Here is a 15,297-nt window from a genome sequence, read left to right as displayed (position 1 = left end):
GCATCCATGCCTGTCACCTCCCTCCGCAAGACCTGCGTTCGGCCTTCTGAAGTCGCGAAGATCAAAAGCAAGATCAAGATCAAGATCAAGATCAAGATCAAGATCAACAGCAGAGGCAGAGGCAGAGGCAGAGGCAGAGGCAGAGGCAGAGGCAGAGAGTGCCTTAGCAAGATATTCTGAGTTGCTAGATTGCTTAGTTGCAGTTATGGAAGATTCATGGTGGTTCGATTCAAACGATGGGCACAGTATAAGCCACGTAGCAGATTACTAATAACCCACCGACCACCACACCTCTCGCCGCCTACAACCTTGGAGCAGATGTAGTGCGAAGTCCGATTTATCGACATCTCTGTACGCTCTGTGCTGGGCAATGATCCGGAGGCTCTCTATACACGAGGTTAGGCACAGATCCTGCCTTCCGGGGAGTTGGAACCCAACGCTTTAGTGTCTCCCTACAAGCACCCATGGCGCTCACTGGCGGACCCTGCCAAACCCGCCTTGGTCGCCCGCGTTGTTACGCAATCGGTAAAACACCGTTGCATCTAAGACTAAGGTCGTCTGGTTGCCGTCCAACAGCCGCATAAAGTAAGGGTGTGGGTTACATTCCCTCTCTGTGCTGCTAGGACAAAAACAATGAACGACAGCATTTACCTCTCGATACAAAACAGCCCCCGTTTCAAGGAGCTGGTCAGCAAGCGCGAACGGTTCGCCTGGATACTCTCGGCGATCATGCTCGGGCTCTATTGCGCTTTCATCCTTCTGATCGCCTACGGCCCCCAGATACTGGGCGCCAAGATCAGCCCTGATTCATCGATCACCTGGGGCATTCCCCTGGGCGTCGGGCTGATTATCTCGGCATTTGTCCTGACCGCCATCTACGTGCGCCGTGCCAACGGCGAATTCGATGAGCTGAACAAGGCCATCCTGAAGGAGGCGCAACAATGATTCGTCATGCCAAGACACTGGCCGTTCTGGCCTGCGGCGTCTTTGCACCCGCCGTGTGGGCTGCCGATGCCCTGACCGGCGAGGTGCAGAAACAACCGCTGAACGTTTCTGCCATCGCCATGTTCGTGGCCTTCGTGGCCTTCACCCTGGGCATCACCTACTGGGCTTCCAAACGCAACAAGTCCGCCTCGGACTACTACGCTGCCGGTGGTCGCATCACCGGGTTCCAGAACGGCCTGGCCATTGCCGGCGACTACATGTCGGCAGCCTCGTTCCTGGGTATTTCCGCCTTGGTGTTCACCTCCGGCTACGATGGCTTGATCTACTCCATTGGCTTCCTGGTAGGTTGGCCGATCATCCTTTTCCTGATCGCCGAGCGCCTGCGTAACCTGGGCAAATACACCTTCGCCGACGTCGCTTCCTATCGCCTGGGGCAAAAGCAGATCCGCACCCTGTCCGCCTCAGGGTCGCTGGTGGTGGTGGCCTTCTACCTGATCGCACAGATGGTAGGTGCAGGCAAGTTGATCGAACTGCTGTTCGGCCTGGACTACCACGTGGCCGTGATCCTGGTCGGTATCCTGATGTGCCTGTACGTGCTGTTCGGCGGCATGCTGGCCACTACCTGGGTACAGATCATCAAGGCGGTGCTGTTGCTGTCGGGTGCAAGCTTCATGGCGCTGATGGTGATGAAGCACGTAGGCTTTGACTTCAACACCCTGTTCTCCGAAGCCATCAAGGTGCATGCCAAGGGCGAGGCCATCATGAGCCCCGGCGGTCTGGTCAAGGACCCCATCTCGGCCTTCTCGCTGGGCCTGGCCCTGATGTTCGGTACGGCTGGTCTGCCACACATCCTGATGCGCTTCTTCACCGTCAGCGATGCCAAGGAAGCCCGCAAGAGCGTGCTCTACGCCACCGGTTTCATCGGCTACTTCTACATCCTGACCTTCATCATCGGCTTCGGCGCGATCCTGCTGGTCAGCACCAACCCGGACTTCAAGGACGCAGCCGGCGCCTTGCTGGGCGGTAACAACATGGCCGCCGTGCACTTGGCCAATGCCGTGGGCGGAAGTGTGTTCCTGGGCTTCATCTCGGCCGTGGCCTTCGCCACCATCCTGGCGGTCGTGGCAGGCCTGACCCTGGCGGGCGCTTCGGCGGTTTCCCATGACCTGTACGCCAGCGTGTGGCGCAAGGGCAAGGCCAACGACAAGGACGAAATCCGCGTCTCGAAGATCACCACCGTTGCGCTGGGCGTCCTGGCCATCGGTCTGGGCATCCTGTTCGAGAAGCAGAACATCGCCTTCATGGTGGGCCTGGCCTTCTCCATTGCGGCCAGTTGCAACTTCCCCGTACTGCTGCTCTCGATGTACTGGAAGAAACTGACCACCCGTGGCGCCATGATTGGCGGCTGGCTAGGCCTGATCAGTGCAGTGACGCTGATGGTGCTCGGCCCGACCATCTGGGTGCAGATCCTTGGCCACGAGAAAGCCATTTACCCTTACGAGTACCCAGCCTTGTTCTCGATGCTGATCGCCTTCGTGGGCATCTGGTTCTTCTCGATCACCGACAAGTCCACGGCTGCCGAAAACGAGCGGGCGCTGTTCTTCCCGCAGTTCGTGCGCTCGCAGACTGGCCTGGGCGCTTCAGGGGCGGTATCGCACTGATTCGCAGGCATGAAAAAACCGCGCCTTGGCGCGGTTTTTTTTGCTTCACTAGATCATGCCGAGCAACAACAACACCAGCAAGATCACCAGCACCACACCGACGATGCCGGACGGGCCATAACCCCAGCTGCGCGAGTGCGGGAACACCGGCAAGCCGCCAATCAACAGGAGGATCAGGATGATGATGAGAATCGTGGTCATGGAGGAGTCCTTGCGTGGTTGAGGGTCAAGGGCCCAGGTTGCCGGCCTCTTGTAATTAATGACCGACGCCGCTTGTGAAAGATTCCATCGGCGTGTTGGCCATCGCCCCGTCTTTGTGCGCAGCGGGCGGTTCATGGCCGCTCATTCACTTGCCTGATAAGCACCCGCCCTGGGCATCGGCTTGATTAGACTGGGGCCACACCCTCTGAAAAAAGGCAGTCGCCATGCACAAGCGCATCATGATCACGGGCGCAGGCTCCGGGCTGGGTCGCGAAATTGCCCTGCGTTGGGCGCGCGAAGGCTGGCGCCTGGCGTTGGCCGACATCAGCGAGGCTGGCCTGCGCCAGACGCTTGAAATGGTCCGTGCTGCGGGCGGGGACGGGTTCGTGCAACGGTGCGATGTACGCGACTACAGCCAGCTCACCGCGCTGGCACAGGCGTGCGAGGAGCACTTTGACGGCATCGATGTGATCGTCAATAACGCCGGGGTGGCATCAGGCGGGTTCTTCGCCGAGTTGTCGCTCGAAGACTGGGACTGGCAGATCTCGGTAAACCTGATGGGCGTGGTCAAGGGCTGCAAGGCTTTTCTGCCGCTGCTTGAGCGCAGCAAAGGGCGCATCGTCAACATCGCCTCCATGGCAGCGCTCATGCAGGGCCCAGGCATGAGCAATTACAACGTCGCCAAGGCGGGAGTGCTGGCGCTCTCGGAAAGCCTGCTGGTGGAGCTGCGCCAACTAGGGGTGGGTGTGCACGTGGTCTGCCCGTCATTTTTCCAGACCAACCTGCTGGACTCGTTCCGTGGGCCGGACCCGGCCATGAAAGCGCAGGTCGGCAAGTTGCTGGAAGGCTCGCCCATCAGTGCCAGCGATATCGCCGAGTGCATCTACCACCAGGTGGCTGACGGGCAGTTTCTGATCCTGCCCCACGAAGCGGGGCGCCAGGCCTGGGCGTTGAAATGCCAGGCACCTGAACGGCTGTACGATGAAATGGCCGACATGGCAGTGAAGATGCGTGCGAAGGCCCGAACCCGTTAAGGAGTAGGGCAGCTCTGTAAGAAAGGTTACCTAGCCGTGTCGGGTCTTTCTGAATGAGGGTGGAAGTATTGAGTAGCCAAATGGCTACGCTGCACGCTCCGGTTTTCCCTTTCGCTGGAGGACCGGAACATGTTGGTAATAGGACGCGAAGTGGGCGAGGTCATCATGATCGGCGATGACATCCGAATCATGGTGGTAGAGACCCGGGACGGGATGGTGCGCTTCGGTGTCGATGCACCCCGGGAGGTGCCGGTGCACCGCGCCGAGGTCTACAGGCGTATCAAGGAAACGCAATGTGCCAGGGCGCGCCGGGCGCACAAGGCTTCATAAGGCCGCCTGGAAGTCGCCCGCATGTGCCTTACTCCAGCAGTTCGCGAGGCACGTCGTGCTTGGCCAGCAGCTGGCACTGCTGGCTTTCAGGGTCGAACAGGATGAACGCCTGCCCCTTGGCCAGCGCCTGGCGGACCCTCAGCACACGGGTTTCCAACGGCGTGTCATCACCATTGTCGGTGCCGTCGCGGGTCACGAAGTCCTCGATCAGGCGGGTGAGGGTGTCGGCTTGCAAGTGTTCGTAGGGAATCAGCATGGGTAACGTGTCTGAATGAGTTGTAGGCATCCTACGCGATTTCGATGGCGCAGGGACCGCCCGCCAGGCGGTCCCGCACTTGCTGTCAGGTCTTCTGACCGACCAGGCTGTCCACCGCCGGCACGCGCGTGTCGCTCTCCATCTGCGCATCGTGTTCGAGCTGATGACTGAAGCGCTCAAGTGACGCATTGGCTGGCTGCGAGTCGCTGGCAAACACGGGCGGGCTCAACAGGTAGGCCGACAACAATTGGCTCAACGCGGCCAGGCTGTCGATGTGCGTGCGCTCATAGCCGTGGGTGGCATCGCAGCCAAAGGCGACCAGCGCCGTGCGGATGTCATGGCCCGCAGTCACCGCCGAATGGGCATCACTGAAGTAGTAGCGGAACAGGTCGCGGCGTACCGGCAATTCCTGTTCGCCTGCGAGTTTGAGCAGGTGTCGGGACAAGTGGTAGTCGTACGGCCCGGACGAGTCCTGCATGGCCACGCTGACAGCGTGCTCACTGGAGGCCTGGCCAGGCGCGACCGGGGCGATATCGATCCCGACGAACTCGCTGACATCCCAGGGCAGGGCGCCGGCGGCTCCCGAGCCGGTTTCTTCGGTGATGGTGAACAGCGGGTGGCAATCGATCAGCGGCTGGCGGCCACTTTCCACCACGGCTTTCAAGGCGGCCAGCAAGGCAGCGACCCCGGCCTTGTCGTCCAGGTGGCGGGCGCTGATATGCCCGCTGTCGGTGAACTCGGGCAGCGGGTCGAAGGCCACGAAGTCACCGATCCCTATGCCCAGCGCCTCGCAATCGGCACGGGTGGCACAGTAGGCGTCCAGGCGCACCTCCACATGATCCCAACTGATGGGCATCTGGTCGATGGCGGTATTGAAGGCATGCCCGCTGGCCATCAGTGGCAGTACGCTGCCACGAAATACGCCTGCATCGGTGAACACGCTGACGCGGCTGCCTTCGGCGAAGCGGCTGGACCAGCAGCCCACCGGCGCCAGGGCCAGGCGACCGTTGTCCTGCACCTGGCGCACGCTGGCGCCGATGGTGTCCAGGTGCGCGGAAACGGCGCGGTCCGGGGAGCTTTGACGCCCTTTGAGGGTGGCGCGAATGGTGCCGCGTCGGGTCAGTTCGTAGGGAATGCCCAGCTCGTCCAGGCGCTCGGCCACGTAGCGCACGATGGTGTCGGTGAAGCCTGTAGGGCTGGGGATGGCGAGCATTTCCAGCAAGACGCGCTTGAGGTACTCGAGATCGGGTTCGGGATGTCGTTCAGACATGTCCAGGCCTCCGGTCGGTTGAAAAAGCGTTGGGTGATCCGGTCGTCACGGTCGAGCGGGAGCGGCGCCGGCGCCGGGCTCCCGTCCGAGCGAAGCATGGGTGTATCAGGCCAGTGGCCTGCTATGGGGGAACAACAGGTCGATGAAGCGTTCTGCCGTCGGTTGCGGCTCGTGGTTGGCCAGGCCTGCACGCTCGTTGGCCTCGATGATGACGTAGTCGGGTTCGCTGGCATCCTTGACCATGAAATCGAGGCCCACCACGGGTATCTCCAGTGCCCGCGCTGCACGGATGGCCGCATCGGCGAGGGTAGGGTGGAGGCGTGCCGTGACATCTTCGAGCGTGCCGCCGGTGTGCAGATTGGCGGTGCGCCGCACGGCCAGCTGGCGGCCCGCGGGCAACACATCCTCATACCCAAAGCCGGCCGCGGCCAACGTGCGCTCGGTCTCATCGTCCACCGGGATCTTGCTTTCGCCGCCAGTGGCCGCCTGGCGCCGCCGGCTTTGTGCATCGATCAGCGCGCGGATGCTGTGCGTACCATCGCCCATCACCTGCGCCGGGTGGCGAATCGCGGCCGCGACCACTTCATAGCCGATGACCACGATGCGCAAGTCGTGCCCGGCATGGAAGCTCTCCAACAGCACGCGGCTGTCGAACTGTCGAGCGTGCTCGACCGCACGCGTGACGTCTTCGATGGTCGTCAGGTTGACCGCTACGCCTTGGCCCTGTTCGCCATCCACGGGTTTGACCACGACCGCGCCGTGGTCCTCGAGGAACGCCAGGTTGTCATCGGCGTTACCGGCCAGTTGCTGCGCCGGCACCAGCAGACCTGCATTGTGCAGGGCGTGTTGGGTCAGGCGCTTGTCCTGGCACAAGGTCATGGTCACGGCGCTGGTCAGGTCGCTGAGCGACTCCCGGCAGCGTACGCGGCGACCGCCCAGGCTCAGGGTGAACAGACCGGCAGCGGCGTCGCACACCTGCACCTCAATACCCCGGCGCAGGGCCTCATCGACGATGATGCGCGCATAGGGGTTGAGGTCAGCCTGTGGGCCAGGGCCCAGGAACAGGCGCTCGTTGATGACGTTCTTGCGCTTGACGGCGAACGTGGGCAGGTTGCGAAAGCCCAGTTTTTCGTACAGGCGCTTGGCCTGACGGTTGTCGTGCAACACCGACAGGTCCAGGTAGGCCAGGCCGCGGCTCATGAAGTGCTCGATCAGGTGGCGCACCAGCACTTCACCCACCCCAGGACGGGTGCAGTGCGGGTCTACGGCAAGGCACCACAGGCTGCTGCCGTGTTCCGGGTCATCGAAGGCCTTGGCATGGTTCAAGCCCATGACACTGCCGATGATCGCGCCACTGTCTTCGTCCTCGGCCAGCCAGTACACCGGTCCGCCCAGGTGCCGCGGGGTGAGCAGCTCAGGGTCCACGGGCAGCATGCCGCGTGCCTGGTAGAGCGTGTTGATGGCTTGCCAGTCACTGGGGTTTTGCGCCCGACGCACGCGAAAGCCGCGAAATACCCGTTGTGCCGGGCGATAGTCGGTAAACCACAGGCGCAGGGTGTCCGAGGGGTCCAGGAACAGTTGCTGCGGCGCGTGGGCCAGCACCTGCTGGGGCGCCGCCACGTACAGGGCAATGTCGCGTTCACCGCGGCATTCGCCCAACAGGTCTTCTGCCAGTTTGGCCGGGTCGGCATAGGTATGCCCGATCAGTAGCCGTCCCCAGCCACAGTGCAGGGCACGTGGCTGGTCGTGGGGCTCGCTGCCATCGCCCGCAAGGCGTGCCTGCAGGCGCTCGTAAGAGGGCGCCTGGCCGCGCAGCAGGCGCTGGCCATAGGCCGTTTCGTGGGCTTTCATGGGTTCAGAGTCCTTGTTCGGTCAGCCACAGGTTCAGCGCCGCCAACTGCCACAGTTTGGAACCGCGCAGGGGGGTGAGCTGGCCGTGCGGGTTGCTCAGCAGACGGTCGATCATGGCCGGGTTGAACAGGCCGCGGTCCTGGCTCGGGTCGGTCAGCAGGTCGCGTACCCAACCCAGGGTGGCGCCTTCGAGGTGCTTGAGGCCAGGCACCGGGAAGTAGCCCTTCTTGCGGTCGATGACTTCATGCGGAATGACTCGGCGCGCCGCCTCCTTGAGCACCTGCTTGCCGCCGTCGGGCAGCTTGAAGCGTGCCGGAATGCGAGCCGACAGTTCTGCCAGGCGGTAGTCCAGAAACGGCGTACGGGCCTCCAGGCCCCAGGCCATGGTCATGTTGTCCACACGCTTGACCGGGTCGTCCACCAGCATCACCGTGCTGTCCAGACGCAGAGCCTTGTCTACGGCCGCGTCGGCGCCAGGGCGGGCGAAGTGTTCACGGACGAAGTCGCCAGCAGCATCGTTCTCCAGCTGCCAGGCCGGCTGCACGGTGTCACGGTATTCGGCATGGCTGCGGTCGAAGAACGCTTCGCGGTACGCCGCGAATGCATCGTTGGCGCCATCGACCTGTGGGTACCAGTGGTACCCGGCAAACAGCTCATCGGCGCCCTGGCCGCTCTGCACGCCCTTGCAGTGCTTGGCCACTTCGCGCGACAGCAGGTAGAAGGCGATGCAGTCATGGCTGACCATCGGCTCGCTCATGGCGCGGAACGCCGCAGGCAACTGATCGATGATCTCGTGCTCGGCAATGCGCAGTTGATGGTGGCGGGTACCGTAGTGCTTGGCGATCAGGTCCGAATACTGGAATTCATCGCCGCGCTCGCCGCCTGCGTCCTCGAAACCGATGGAGAAGGTCGACAGGTCATCCACGCCCACTTCGCGCAGCAGGCCGACCAGCAGGCTGGAATCGACACCGCCGGAGAGCAGCACGCCCACGTCGACGGCAGCGCGCTGGCGAATGGCAACCGCATCGCGGGTGGCATCAAGGACCCGTGTGGTCCAATCCTCCAGGGTCAGGTCACGCTCATCCGGGTTAGGGCCGTACTGGAGTTGCCACCAGGTGCTGCGCTCAACTTCGCCGTGGCGGTCGATGCGCATCCAGGTGCCGGGTTCGAGCTTTTGCACGTTGGCCAGCAGCGTGCGCGGCGCCGGGACCACGGCATGGAAATTCAGGTAGTGGTTCAGTGCCACCGGGTCAAGCATCGGGTCGATGTCGCCCCCTTTGAGCAGCGCCGGCAAGGTCGATGCAAAGCGCAGGCGCTCGCCGTTGCGCGAGAGGTACAGGGGCTTTACGCCCAGGCGGTCGCGGGCCAGGAACAGGCGCTGGCTGTCGCGCTCCCAGATAGCCAGGGCGAACATGCCGTTGAGCTTGGGCAGCAGGGCCTCGCCCCAGGCGTGGTACCCCTTGAGCAGCACCTCCGTGTCGCCGTCGGACCAGAAGCTATAGCCCAGGTCCAGCAGCTCCTGGCGCAATTCGGGGAAGTTGTAGATGGCGCCGTTGAAGGCCAGTGACAGGCCCAGGGTGCTGTCCTGCATGGGCTGGGCCGAGCCGTCGGACAGGTCCATGATTTTCAGGCGACGGTGGCCGAGGGCGATTGGCCCCTGGCTGTAAAAGCCCCACGCATCCGGGCCACGTGGCGCCAGGTGATGAGTGATTCGCTCAACGGCAGCCAGGTCGGCTGGGCGAGGGGCTTGACCGAGGGGGGTGAAACGCAATTCTCCAGCTAATCCGCACATGTAACGTAAACCCTTTGAGTTTCGGCACTCATGGCGTCACTGGCTTTTCGCGCGTACCGCATTTGTACTGCTTCCCGCAGGCTTAGGCTGATCAAACTGCGCCCAGTCGTTGGGGCGTTGATCCACCTGGCGCATGGAGAGCAGCACCTGCACGCTGTGCCCGAGTTGCGCGGCGATGAATGCCGGGTTCATGCCGGCCACCAGGCACATGGTTGCGTACGTGTGGCGCGTGTCGTGCATCCTGCGGTGCTTGATACCAAGCATCCGCGAAGCTGCCAGCCAGTAACGTTTTTGACTCGCTTCGGGGCGTCTGAACAGCGCCGAACGGTCGTCTGTCCCACTGGGCGCGAACACATCATCTGAACGCGCCTCGGTGAGCGGTCTGGGTTTTTCGAGGGCGTACAAGGCCCGATCGTTCAATAAAACTTTGCATGTGCGCCTGGTTTTGGTGCGATTTTCGAGGATTTCCAGTAGCTCAAGTCCCCCGGCACCGGCCCTGTTAAGGGCACCTATCAATCGCTCTCCAACCCAGCGCTGCGCCCGCCTGAACACGCTTTCGCAGGCTCGGATGAAGGTCGCCAAGCAGGCGGTATGAATCATCGAAATGCCGTTCGTCGATGCTGGGTGGCGGTTAATCAATGACGGCCATTGGCACGAGATGTTGACCCGGAACGATTTTGATGGTCATCTGCGCGCCTGTTTCAGGTGCCCCCTGCCGCCGTGCATGGGGTGAAACGGGAAGCCGGTTCGTCACCCCAGGGTGATCAGTCCGGCGCTGCCCCCGCAACGGTATGCGAGCGATGCTTTCGACAGACCACTGTGCCACCGGCATGGGAAGGTGACGGCATCATGACCCTCGCGAGCCCGGAGACCGGCCTGAAGCCTTGTTTGGCAAACCCGCGGTGGGCGGGCGCAGGCCGGTTTCCGTGGGCGCGTGCGCCTGCGTGTTCCCCATGCGTTGTTCCCTCCGGGATTCTTTCATTCCTGCTGCAAGTGGAAAGATATGTCCCGCTATTGTGTTTTTCTTACCCCTCAAGGGGCGTTGCTGGGTGCGAGCCTGGTGCCCTGTGTGTGCATGGCCGTCCCGATTCAGACAGCCGAAGATGTCCATGCGCTGGCATTGCCCGCCACAGCCATCACCGGCACTGCCGAGCAGAACCCTCCCGTGGACCTGCACACCCCTGGCACCAGCGGTTCGCGCCTGAACCTCACGCCCTTGGAAACGCCAGCGAGCGTCACCAGCATCAGCGCCGAGCAAATTCTCGGGCGCAACAACGCCACGGTGCAGGACGCGGTGACCCGCACCCCCGGCATCACTTTCGTCGGCACGCCTGGCAACGGCGGCACTGCGCTTTCGGCCCGTGGCTTCACCGGCCACAGTTCGACCATGCAGCTGTATGACGGCACCCGCCTGTACGTGGGCGCCGGCACCGTCACGTTTCCCGTGGACACTTGGTCAGTAGAACGCATCGACGTGCTGCGCGGCCCGGCTTCGGTGTTGTACGGAGAGGGCGCCACCGGTGCGGTGATCAACGTGGTGCCGAAGAAGCCCTTCGACGGCGAGGTTCGCAACCAGGTTCGCCTGGGCTACGGTTCCAATGATCGTCGGCAGTTGGCATTGGACAGCGGCGGTTCGCTGACCGATACCCTGAGCTACCGCCTCACGCTCGACAAACTGGGCAGCAACGGCTGGGTTGACCGTGGTGAGTCAGCCAGCATTGCGCTCAGCGGTTCAGTGCGCTGGCAGCCGAACGACGATCTGAGCGTCACCCTCAGCCATGACTACGGTGACCAGGAGCCGCAGCAGTATTTTGGTACGCCGTTGGTACATGGGCACTACCGTGAGTCGCTGCGTGACCATAACTACAATGTGGCCAATGCCCAGGTGCATTACAACGATCAGTCCACTCGCCTGGTCACTGACTGGACCATTACCGACAACCTCACCGCCAGTAATCAGCTGTACTTCCTCAAGGCCCAGCGCCGGTGGCGAAATGCCGAAAGCTACACTTGGTTGCCGGGCGGCCAGGTGCAGCGCAGCAATTTCATCAGCATCAAGCAGACCCAGGAACAGATTGGGGATCGCCAATCGTTCACCCTGCAGCACACCCTGTTCGGCCTGGACAGCCAGACCGTGGTTGGCGCGGACTACAACGCGATCCGCTTCGTGCGCAAGCATGATTTTGGCAACACCTACACAGATACCGTGCCGCTATGGGGCTCGGGCGGCGGCGATTACATCAGCACCGACCCCTACCGCTCGCGCGAAGCGAACCAGGCCCGGCAATTCTCCCTGTTCGCCGAAAACCGCACGCAACTGACCCAGCGCCTGTCGTTGATCACCGGTGTGCGGCATGACCAGGTGCACCTGAACCGTGACGATCTGGACACCGATACCCGCACTGATCGCAGCCTGAGTGGCGACAACTGGCGGGCGGGCCTGGTGTTCGCGCTGACCGAGGACCTCTCGGTCTATGGTCAGTACGCCACCAGCACCGAGGGCGTGAGCAGCTTGCTGACGCTCAGTGCAGCGCAACAAAGCTGGGACCTGAGTACCGCCAAACAGGCCGAAGTCGGTTTCAAGCAGATGCTGCCTGAAGGCCGTGGCGAGTGGACACTGGCGGCGTACCACATCGTCAAGAAGAAACTCCTGAGTACCGACCCACTCAACCCCACCGTCCAGCAACAGGTCGGCCAGCAATCTTCGGACGGCATCGAGGCCACCCTGGCGTTGCGCCTGCCCTACGGTGTGCAGCTTTCGGCCAACGCCGCCTGGGTCCGCGCCGAGTACGACGAATTTGCCAGTGGCAACAGCGACTACAGCGGCAACCGGCCGATCGATGTGCCACGGCGGTCGGCCAACCTGTGGTTGAGCAAAGACTTTGGTCGGTTGTTCAGTGCCGGGGCTGGAGCGCGGTATGTCGACAGCCGCTATGGGGACAATGCCAATACCGTGCAGGTACCGAGCTACACCGTGGTCGACGCCAACGTTGACTGGCACGTGCAGCCGGACCTGACCTTGGGCCTGCAGCTCAACAACCTGCTCGATCGTCAGTACGCCACCACCACCGAAAATAACGGCCGGCAGTGGTACCTGGGTGAACCACGGTCGTTCTTTGTCACGGCCGATTACCGTTTCTGATCCGTCCCACCGGCCTGCGGGCCGGTGCTTGCTGGAGTGAATCCGATGACTCGACTGAGTATCGAAGGCCTGCACTGGGCAGTGCCCGAGGCGGGGCGCAGGGTGCGCCAGATCCTGCAAGGCGTGGACCTGCATGTGGACGACGGTGAGTGCGTAGGGCTTGTCGGCCCCAACGGCAGTGGCAAGACCAGCCTGCTACGTTGCGCCTATCGCGCCACGCAACCCACCGCAGGCAGGGTCAGCGTGAGCGGTGTCGATATCTGGCAACGCAGCCCGCGCTGGTGTGCGCAGCGTATCGCGGTGGTGCTCCAGGAGTTTCCTGGCGAATTCGGATTGAGCGTTGCCGAGGTGGTGAGCATGGGGCGCACGCCGCACAAGGCCCTGTTTGATGGCGACACGCCCGAGGACCGGCAAAGGGTCGCTCATACGCTTGTGCTGGTTGGGCTGGCAGGCCATGCCGAGCGTACGTTCGCTTCGCTATCCGGAGGCGAGAAGCAGCGCGTGCTGCTGGCCCGGGCACTGGTGCAGGCCCCTGAACTGCTGATTCTCGACGAGCCGACCAACCACCTCGACCCGCGTTACCAACTTGGGCTTCTGCAGCATTTGCGCAGCCTGGGGCTGAGCACCCTGGCCAGCTTCCACGACCTCAACCTGGCTGCGGCATTCTGTGACCGGCTGTACGTCATCGACGCTGGCCGCATCCTTGTCAGCGGCACGCCCCAGCAGGTGCTGACTCGCGAACTGATCCAGGAGGTGTTTGGTGTCCAGGCGCTGGTCGACCTTCATCCGCTGCACCCTTACCCACGCATTACCTGGATAACCCGACCATGAACGCTCGCTTTCTGATCGCCCTGATAACGCTGCTGCTGGCGCTGCATGCCACGGCCAGCGAGTACCCGCTGAACGTGCGCAGTTGCGAGCGCCTGGTGACGTTCAGCAAGGCCCCCCAACGGGTGGTGGTGCACGATGTGAACATGACCGCCATGCTGCTGCACCTGGGGCTGCGAGACAGCATCATCGGCTACACAGGGTTCACCCGCAGCAAACACCGTGACCCATGGATCGACGCTGCGCTGGAGGGCGTGCCACAACTGGCCAGCCGGTATCCTTCCATTGAAACGCTGCTGGCGGTCGATGCCGACCTGTTCTTCGCCGGCTGGAACTATGGCATGCACGTGGGAGGGGCGGTCACCCCCGCGACGCTTGCGCCCTTTGGAGTCCCGGTCTACGAGTTGAGCGAGTCCTGCGCTTGGGTCATGTCCGGCCAGCGTGCGAGCTTCGATGATGTCTATCGCGACCTGGATAACCTGGGGCGCATGTTCGATCACCAGCGCCAGGCCCAAGCGCTGATCGGGCAGATGCGCCAGCGGATCGCCGGGGTGCAAGCGCGGGCAGGGCAGGCGCAACACCGACCACGGGTCTTCTTGTGCGACAGCGGCGAAGATCGCCCGCTGACATCGGGGCGCCTGGGCATGCCGCAGGCGCTGATCGACGCAGCCGGTGGCGTGAACGTGATGGACGACGTGGCCGCCAGCTGGACCCAGGTGAATTGGGAAAGCGTGGTAGAGCGCGACCCTGACGTGATCCTGATCGTCGACTACGGACCCAGGACCTGGCAGCAGAAACGTGATTTTCTGTTGCACCAGCCTGCATTGAAAGACGTACGGGCCATCCGCGAGCAGCGCTTCGTGCCACTGACCTACCTGCAGGTCACCCCCTCGGTGGAGAACGTCGAAGCCGTGGAGAAAATCGCCCGCGCCCTGCATCCCGAGCTGTTCGCAGCAGGGGCACCATGACCTTGGCGCGCAGCCCGGCGTGTTATGGCTGGCTGACCGTGGTGCTGGTCATCCTGTTGGTGGCGTCTTTGGTCGTGTCGCTGGCATTTGGCCCGGCATCGGTGCCCTTGACCCACGTCATCGGGATCGTCGCGCACCAGATGGGCATCGACTGGGGGCCTGCGCTCAGCAAGAGCCAGACGCACATCGTCTGGCTCATCCGTGCCCCGCGTGTACTGTTGGGCGCATTGGTCGGGGCAGGGCTTGCCCTGGTGGGTACGGCCCTGCAGTCCGTCACCCGAAACCCACTGGCAGACCCACATTTGCTGGGTGTCAGCGCCGGCGCTGCGCTGGGCGCAGTGCTGGTGATGCTTTACGTCGGGGACTTCGTCGGTGTGCTCAGCCTGCCGCTGGCTGCGTTCGTGGGGGCGACAGGGAGCATGCTGCTGGTGATCGGCGTGGCGCGCCGCGGCGGACGCCTGGAAAGCGATCGCTTGCTGTTGGCGGGGGTGGCGGTGTCCTTCGTGCTGATGGCCGTGGTCAACCTGCTGCTCTATACCGGTGACCAGCACGCGGCGGCTTCGGTGGTGTTCTGGATGCTGGGTGGGCTGGGGGCTGCCCGCTGGGAGGTCATCTGGTTGCCGGCACTGTGCGTGCTGCTTGGGCTGTGTGCGCTCCAGGTGATGGGGCGCGGCCTGAATGCACTGATGAGTGGCGAGCAGACCGCGATCAGCTTGGGCTTCTGCGGCCGGCGCCTGCGGCTTGAGGTGTTCATCTGCACGTCCTTGTTGACCGGGGTGCTGGTCTCGCTGTCGGGTGCCATCGGTTTCGTGGGCCTTATGGTGCCCCACGTAGCGCGCTTGCTGGTGGGGGCGGACAATCGGCGGTTGATGCCGGTCAGTGCGCTGCTGGGTGGGGTGTTTCTGGTCTGGGTGGATGTGGCCGCCCGCACCCTGATCGCACCGCAAGACCTGCCGATCGGCATTGCTACCGCAGCGCTGGGCGGGGTGTTCTTCATGCTGTTGCTCAAGCGGTAACGA

Annotated in this window: 15 protein-coding genes and 1 riboswitch; of the genes, 9 read left to right on the top strand and 6 right to left on the bottom strand. The window is 63.0% G+C overall.

Annotated elements, in window-relative coordinates; translation table 11 throughout:
* The 3 genes from FS767_RS23040 to FS767_RS07295 all read left to right on the top strand — a co-directional run.
* The coding region (locus FS767_RS23040; protein ID WP_144964709.1) for a hypothetical protein at positions 1 to 180 on the top strand (180 nt) is incomplete at its 5' end.
* Between the two features lie 453 nt (positions 181 to 633).
* Positions 634 to 945, top strand: a complete 312-nt coding sequence (locus FS767_RS07300; RefSeq protein WP_058605639.1) for a DUF485 domain-containing protein — start codon at positions 634 to 636, stop codon at positions 943 to 945.
* Positions 942 to 2,606 carry a cation acetate symporter gene (locus FS767_RS07295; protein ID WP_027915845.1) on the top strand — a complete coding sequence of 555 codons (1,665 nt, stop codon included), beginning with the start codon at positions 942 to 944 and terminating at the stop codon, positions 2,604 to 2,606. Before FS767_RS07300 ends, FS767_RS07295 begins: the two co-directional genes overlap by 4 nt.
* 48 nt (positions 2,607 to 2,654) lie before the next feature.
* On the opposite strand, the gene FS767_RS07290 is transcribed toward FS767_RS07295, so the two are convergent.
* A complete protein-coding gene (locus FS767_RS07290) occupies positions 2,655 to 2,807 on the bottom strand; it encodes a DUF3309 family protein (protein ID WP_012271016.1) in 153 nt (50 codons plus the stop codon).
* A 224-nt stretch (positions 2,808 to 3,031) separates the two neighbouring features.
* On the opposite strand from FS767_RS07290, the gene FS767_RS07285 reads away from it, so the two are divergent.
* Both FS767_RS07285 and csrA read left to right on the top strand, forming a co-directional pair.
* Positions 3,032 to 3,841: an SDR family oxidoreductase gene (locus FS767_RS07285; RefSeq protein ID WP_144964708.1), complete on the top strand. Its 810-nt coding sequence runs from the start codon at positions 3,032 to 3,034 to the stop codon at positions 3,839 to 3,841.
* A gap of 129 nt (positions 3,842 to 3,970) precedes the next feature.
* Positions 3,971 to 4,171 (top strand): carbon storage regulator CsrA, encoded by a 201-nt coding sequence (csrA, locus tag FS767_RS07280; protein WP_058605637.1) that lies wholly within the window; start codon positions 3,971 to 3,973, stop codon positions 4,169 to 4,171.
* A 28-nt stretch (positions 4,172 to 4,199) separates the two neighbouring features.
* On the opposite strand, the gene FS767_RS07275 is transcribed toward csrA, so the two are convergent.
* From FS767_RS07275 to FS767_RS07255, 5 genes are all read right to left on the bottom strand, one after another.
* Positions 4,200 to 4,427, bottom strand: a complete 228-nt coding sequence (locus tag FS767_RS07275) for a YheU family protein (RefSeq protein ID WP_023533767.1) — start codon at positions 4,425 to 4,427, stop codon at positions 4,200 to 4,202.
* 85 nt (positions 4,428 to 4,512) lie between these two features.
* Positions 4,513 to 5,697 carry an osmoprotectant NAGGN system M42 family peptidase gene (locus FS767_RS07270; RefSeq protein WP_058605636.1) on the bottom strand — a complete coding sequence of 395 codons (1,185 nt, stop codon included), beginning with the start codon at positions 5,695 to 5,697 and terminating at the stop codon, positions 4,513 to 4,515.
* A gap of 105 nt (positions 5,698 to 5,802) precedes the next feature.
* Positions 5,803 to 7,548: an N-acetylglutaminylglutamine synthetase gene (gene ngg / locus FS767_RS07265; RefSeq protein ID WP_058605635.1), complete on the bottom strand. Its 1,746-nt coding sequence runs from the start codon at positions 7,546 to 7,548 to the stop codon at positions 5,803 to 5,805.
* A 4-nt stretch (positions 7,549 to 7,552) separates the two neighbouring features.
* A complete protein-coding gene (locus FS767_RS07260) occupies positions 7,553 to 9,340 on the bottom strand; it encodes an N-acetylglutaminylglutamine amidotransferase (protein WP_058605634.1) in 1,788 nt (595 codons plus the stop codon).
* Between the two features lie 36 nt (positions 9,341 to 9,376).
* Positions 9,377 to 9,940, bottom strand: a complete 564-nt coding sequence (locus FS767_RS07255) for a tyrosine-type recombinase/integrase (protein ID WP_144964707.1) — start codon at positions 9,938 to 9,940, stop codon at positions 9,377 to 9,379.
* Between the two features lie 86 nt (positions 9,941 to 10,026).
* Positions 10,027 to 10,235, top strand: a riboswitch (cobalamin riboswitch).
* Between the two features lie 108 nt (positions 10,236 to 10,343).
* Here FS767_RS07255 and FS767_RS07250 point away from each other — a divergent pair.
* From FS767_RS07250 to FS767_RS07235, 4 genes are read left to right on the top strand one after another with little or no spacing between them, the layout of a single operon-like run.
* The gene (locus tag FS767_RS07250) at positions 10,344 to 12,482 is read left to right on the top strand and encodes a TonB-dependent receptor (RefSeq protein WP_144964706.1); all 2,139 of its coding nucleotides are present in this window, start codon (positions 10,344 to 10,346) and stop codon (positions 12,480 to 12,482) included.
* Positions 12,483 to 12,527: 45 nt separating this feature from the next.
* Entirely contained in the window at positions 12,528 to 13,313 is a 786-nt protein-coding gene (locus FS767_RS07245) for an ABC transporter ATP-binding protein (protein ID WP_078478923.1), read from the top strand.
* Positions 13,310 to 14,278 (top strand): ABC transporter substrate-binding protein, encoded by a 969-nt coding sequence (locus FS767_RS07240; RefSeq protein ID WP_144964705.1) that lies wholly within the window; start codon positions 13,310 to 13,312, stop codon positions 14,276 to 14,278. Before FS767_RS07245 ends, FS767_RS07240 begins: the two co-directional genes overlap by 4 nt.
* Positions 14,275 to 15,294, top strand: a complete 1,020-nt coding sequence (locus FS767_RS07235) for an iron ABC transporter permease (protein WP_144964704.1) — start codon at positions 14,275 to 14,277, stop codon at positions 15,292 to 15,294. The genes FS767_RS07240 and FS767_RS07235 overlap by 4 nt, the downstream gene beginning before the upstream one ends.
* Positions 15,295 to 15,297 lie beyond the last annotated feature (3 nt).

This window comes from Pseudomonas sp. DE0010, from assembly GCF_007680745.1.
GTDB classification, from domain to species: Bacteria; Pseudomonadota; Gammaproteobacteria; order Pseudomonadales; family Pseudomonadaceae; genus Aquipseudomonas; species Aquipseudomonas parafulva_B.
The sequence above is the reverse complement of the archived record's forward strand: the minus strand, read 5'-3'. Positions and strand labels throughout refer to the sequence as shown.

Bases quoted from the DNA above. Each gene is read 5' to 3' on its own strand.
- FS767_RS07300 (WP_058605639.1), top strand. From the start codon at position 634: ATGAACGACAGCATTTACCTCTCGATACAAAACAGCCCCCGTTTCAAG.
- FS767_RS07295 (WP_027915845.1), top strand. From the start codon at position 942: ATGATTCGTCATGCCAAGACACTGGCCGTTCTGGCCTGCGGCGTCTTT.
- FS767_RS07290 (WP_012271016.1), bottom strand. From the start codon at position 2,807: ATGACCACGATTCTCATCATCATCCTGATCCTCCTGTTGATTGGCGGC.
- FS767_RS07285 (WP_144964708.1), top strand. From the start codon at position 3,032: ATGCACAAGCGCATCATGATCACGGGCGCAGGCTCCGGGCTGGGTCGC.
- csrA (WP_058605637.1), top strand. From the start codon at position 3,971: ATGTTGGTAATAGGACGCGAAGTGGGCGAGGTCATCATGATCGGCGAT.
- FS767_RS07275 (WP_023533767.1), bottom strand. From the start codon at position 4,427: ATGCTGATTCCCTACGAACACTTGCAAGCCGACACCCTCACCCGCCTG.
- FS767_RS07270 (WP_058605636.1), bottom strand. From the start codon at position 5,697: ATGTCTGAACGACATCCCGAACCCGATCTCGAGTACCTCAAGCGCGTC.
- ngg (WP_058605635.1), bottom strand. From the start codon at position 7,548: ATGAAAGCCCACGAAACGGCCTATGGCCAGCGCCTGCTGCGCGGCCAG.
- FS767_RS07260 (WP_058605634.1), bottom strand. From the start codon at position 9,340: ATGTGCGGATTAGCTGGAGAATTGCGTTTCACCCCCCTCGGTCAAGCC.
- FS767_RS07255 (WP_144964707.1), bottom strand. From the start codon at position 9,940: ATGATTCATACCGCCTGCTTGGCGACCTTCATCCGAGCCTGCGAAAGC.
- FS767_RS07250 (WP_144964706.1), top strand. From the start codon at position 10,344: ATGTCCCGCTATTGTGTTTTTCTTACCCCTCAAGGGGCGTTGCTGGGT.
- FS767_RS07245 (WP_078478923.1), top strand. From the start codon at position 12,528: ATGACTCGACTGAGTATCGAAGGCCTGCACTGGGCAGTGCCCGAGGCG.
- FS767_RS07240 (WP_144964705.1), top strand. From the start codon at position 13,310: ATGAACGCTCGCTTTCTGATCGCCCTGATAACGCTGCTGCTGGCGCTG.
- FS767_RS07235 (WP_144964704.1), top strand. From the start codon at position 14,275: ATGACCTTGGCGCGCAGCCCGGCGTGTTATGGCTGGCTGACCGTGGTG.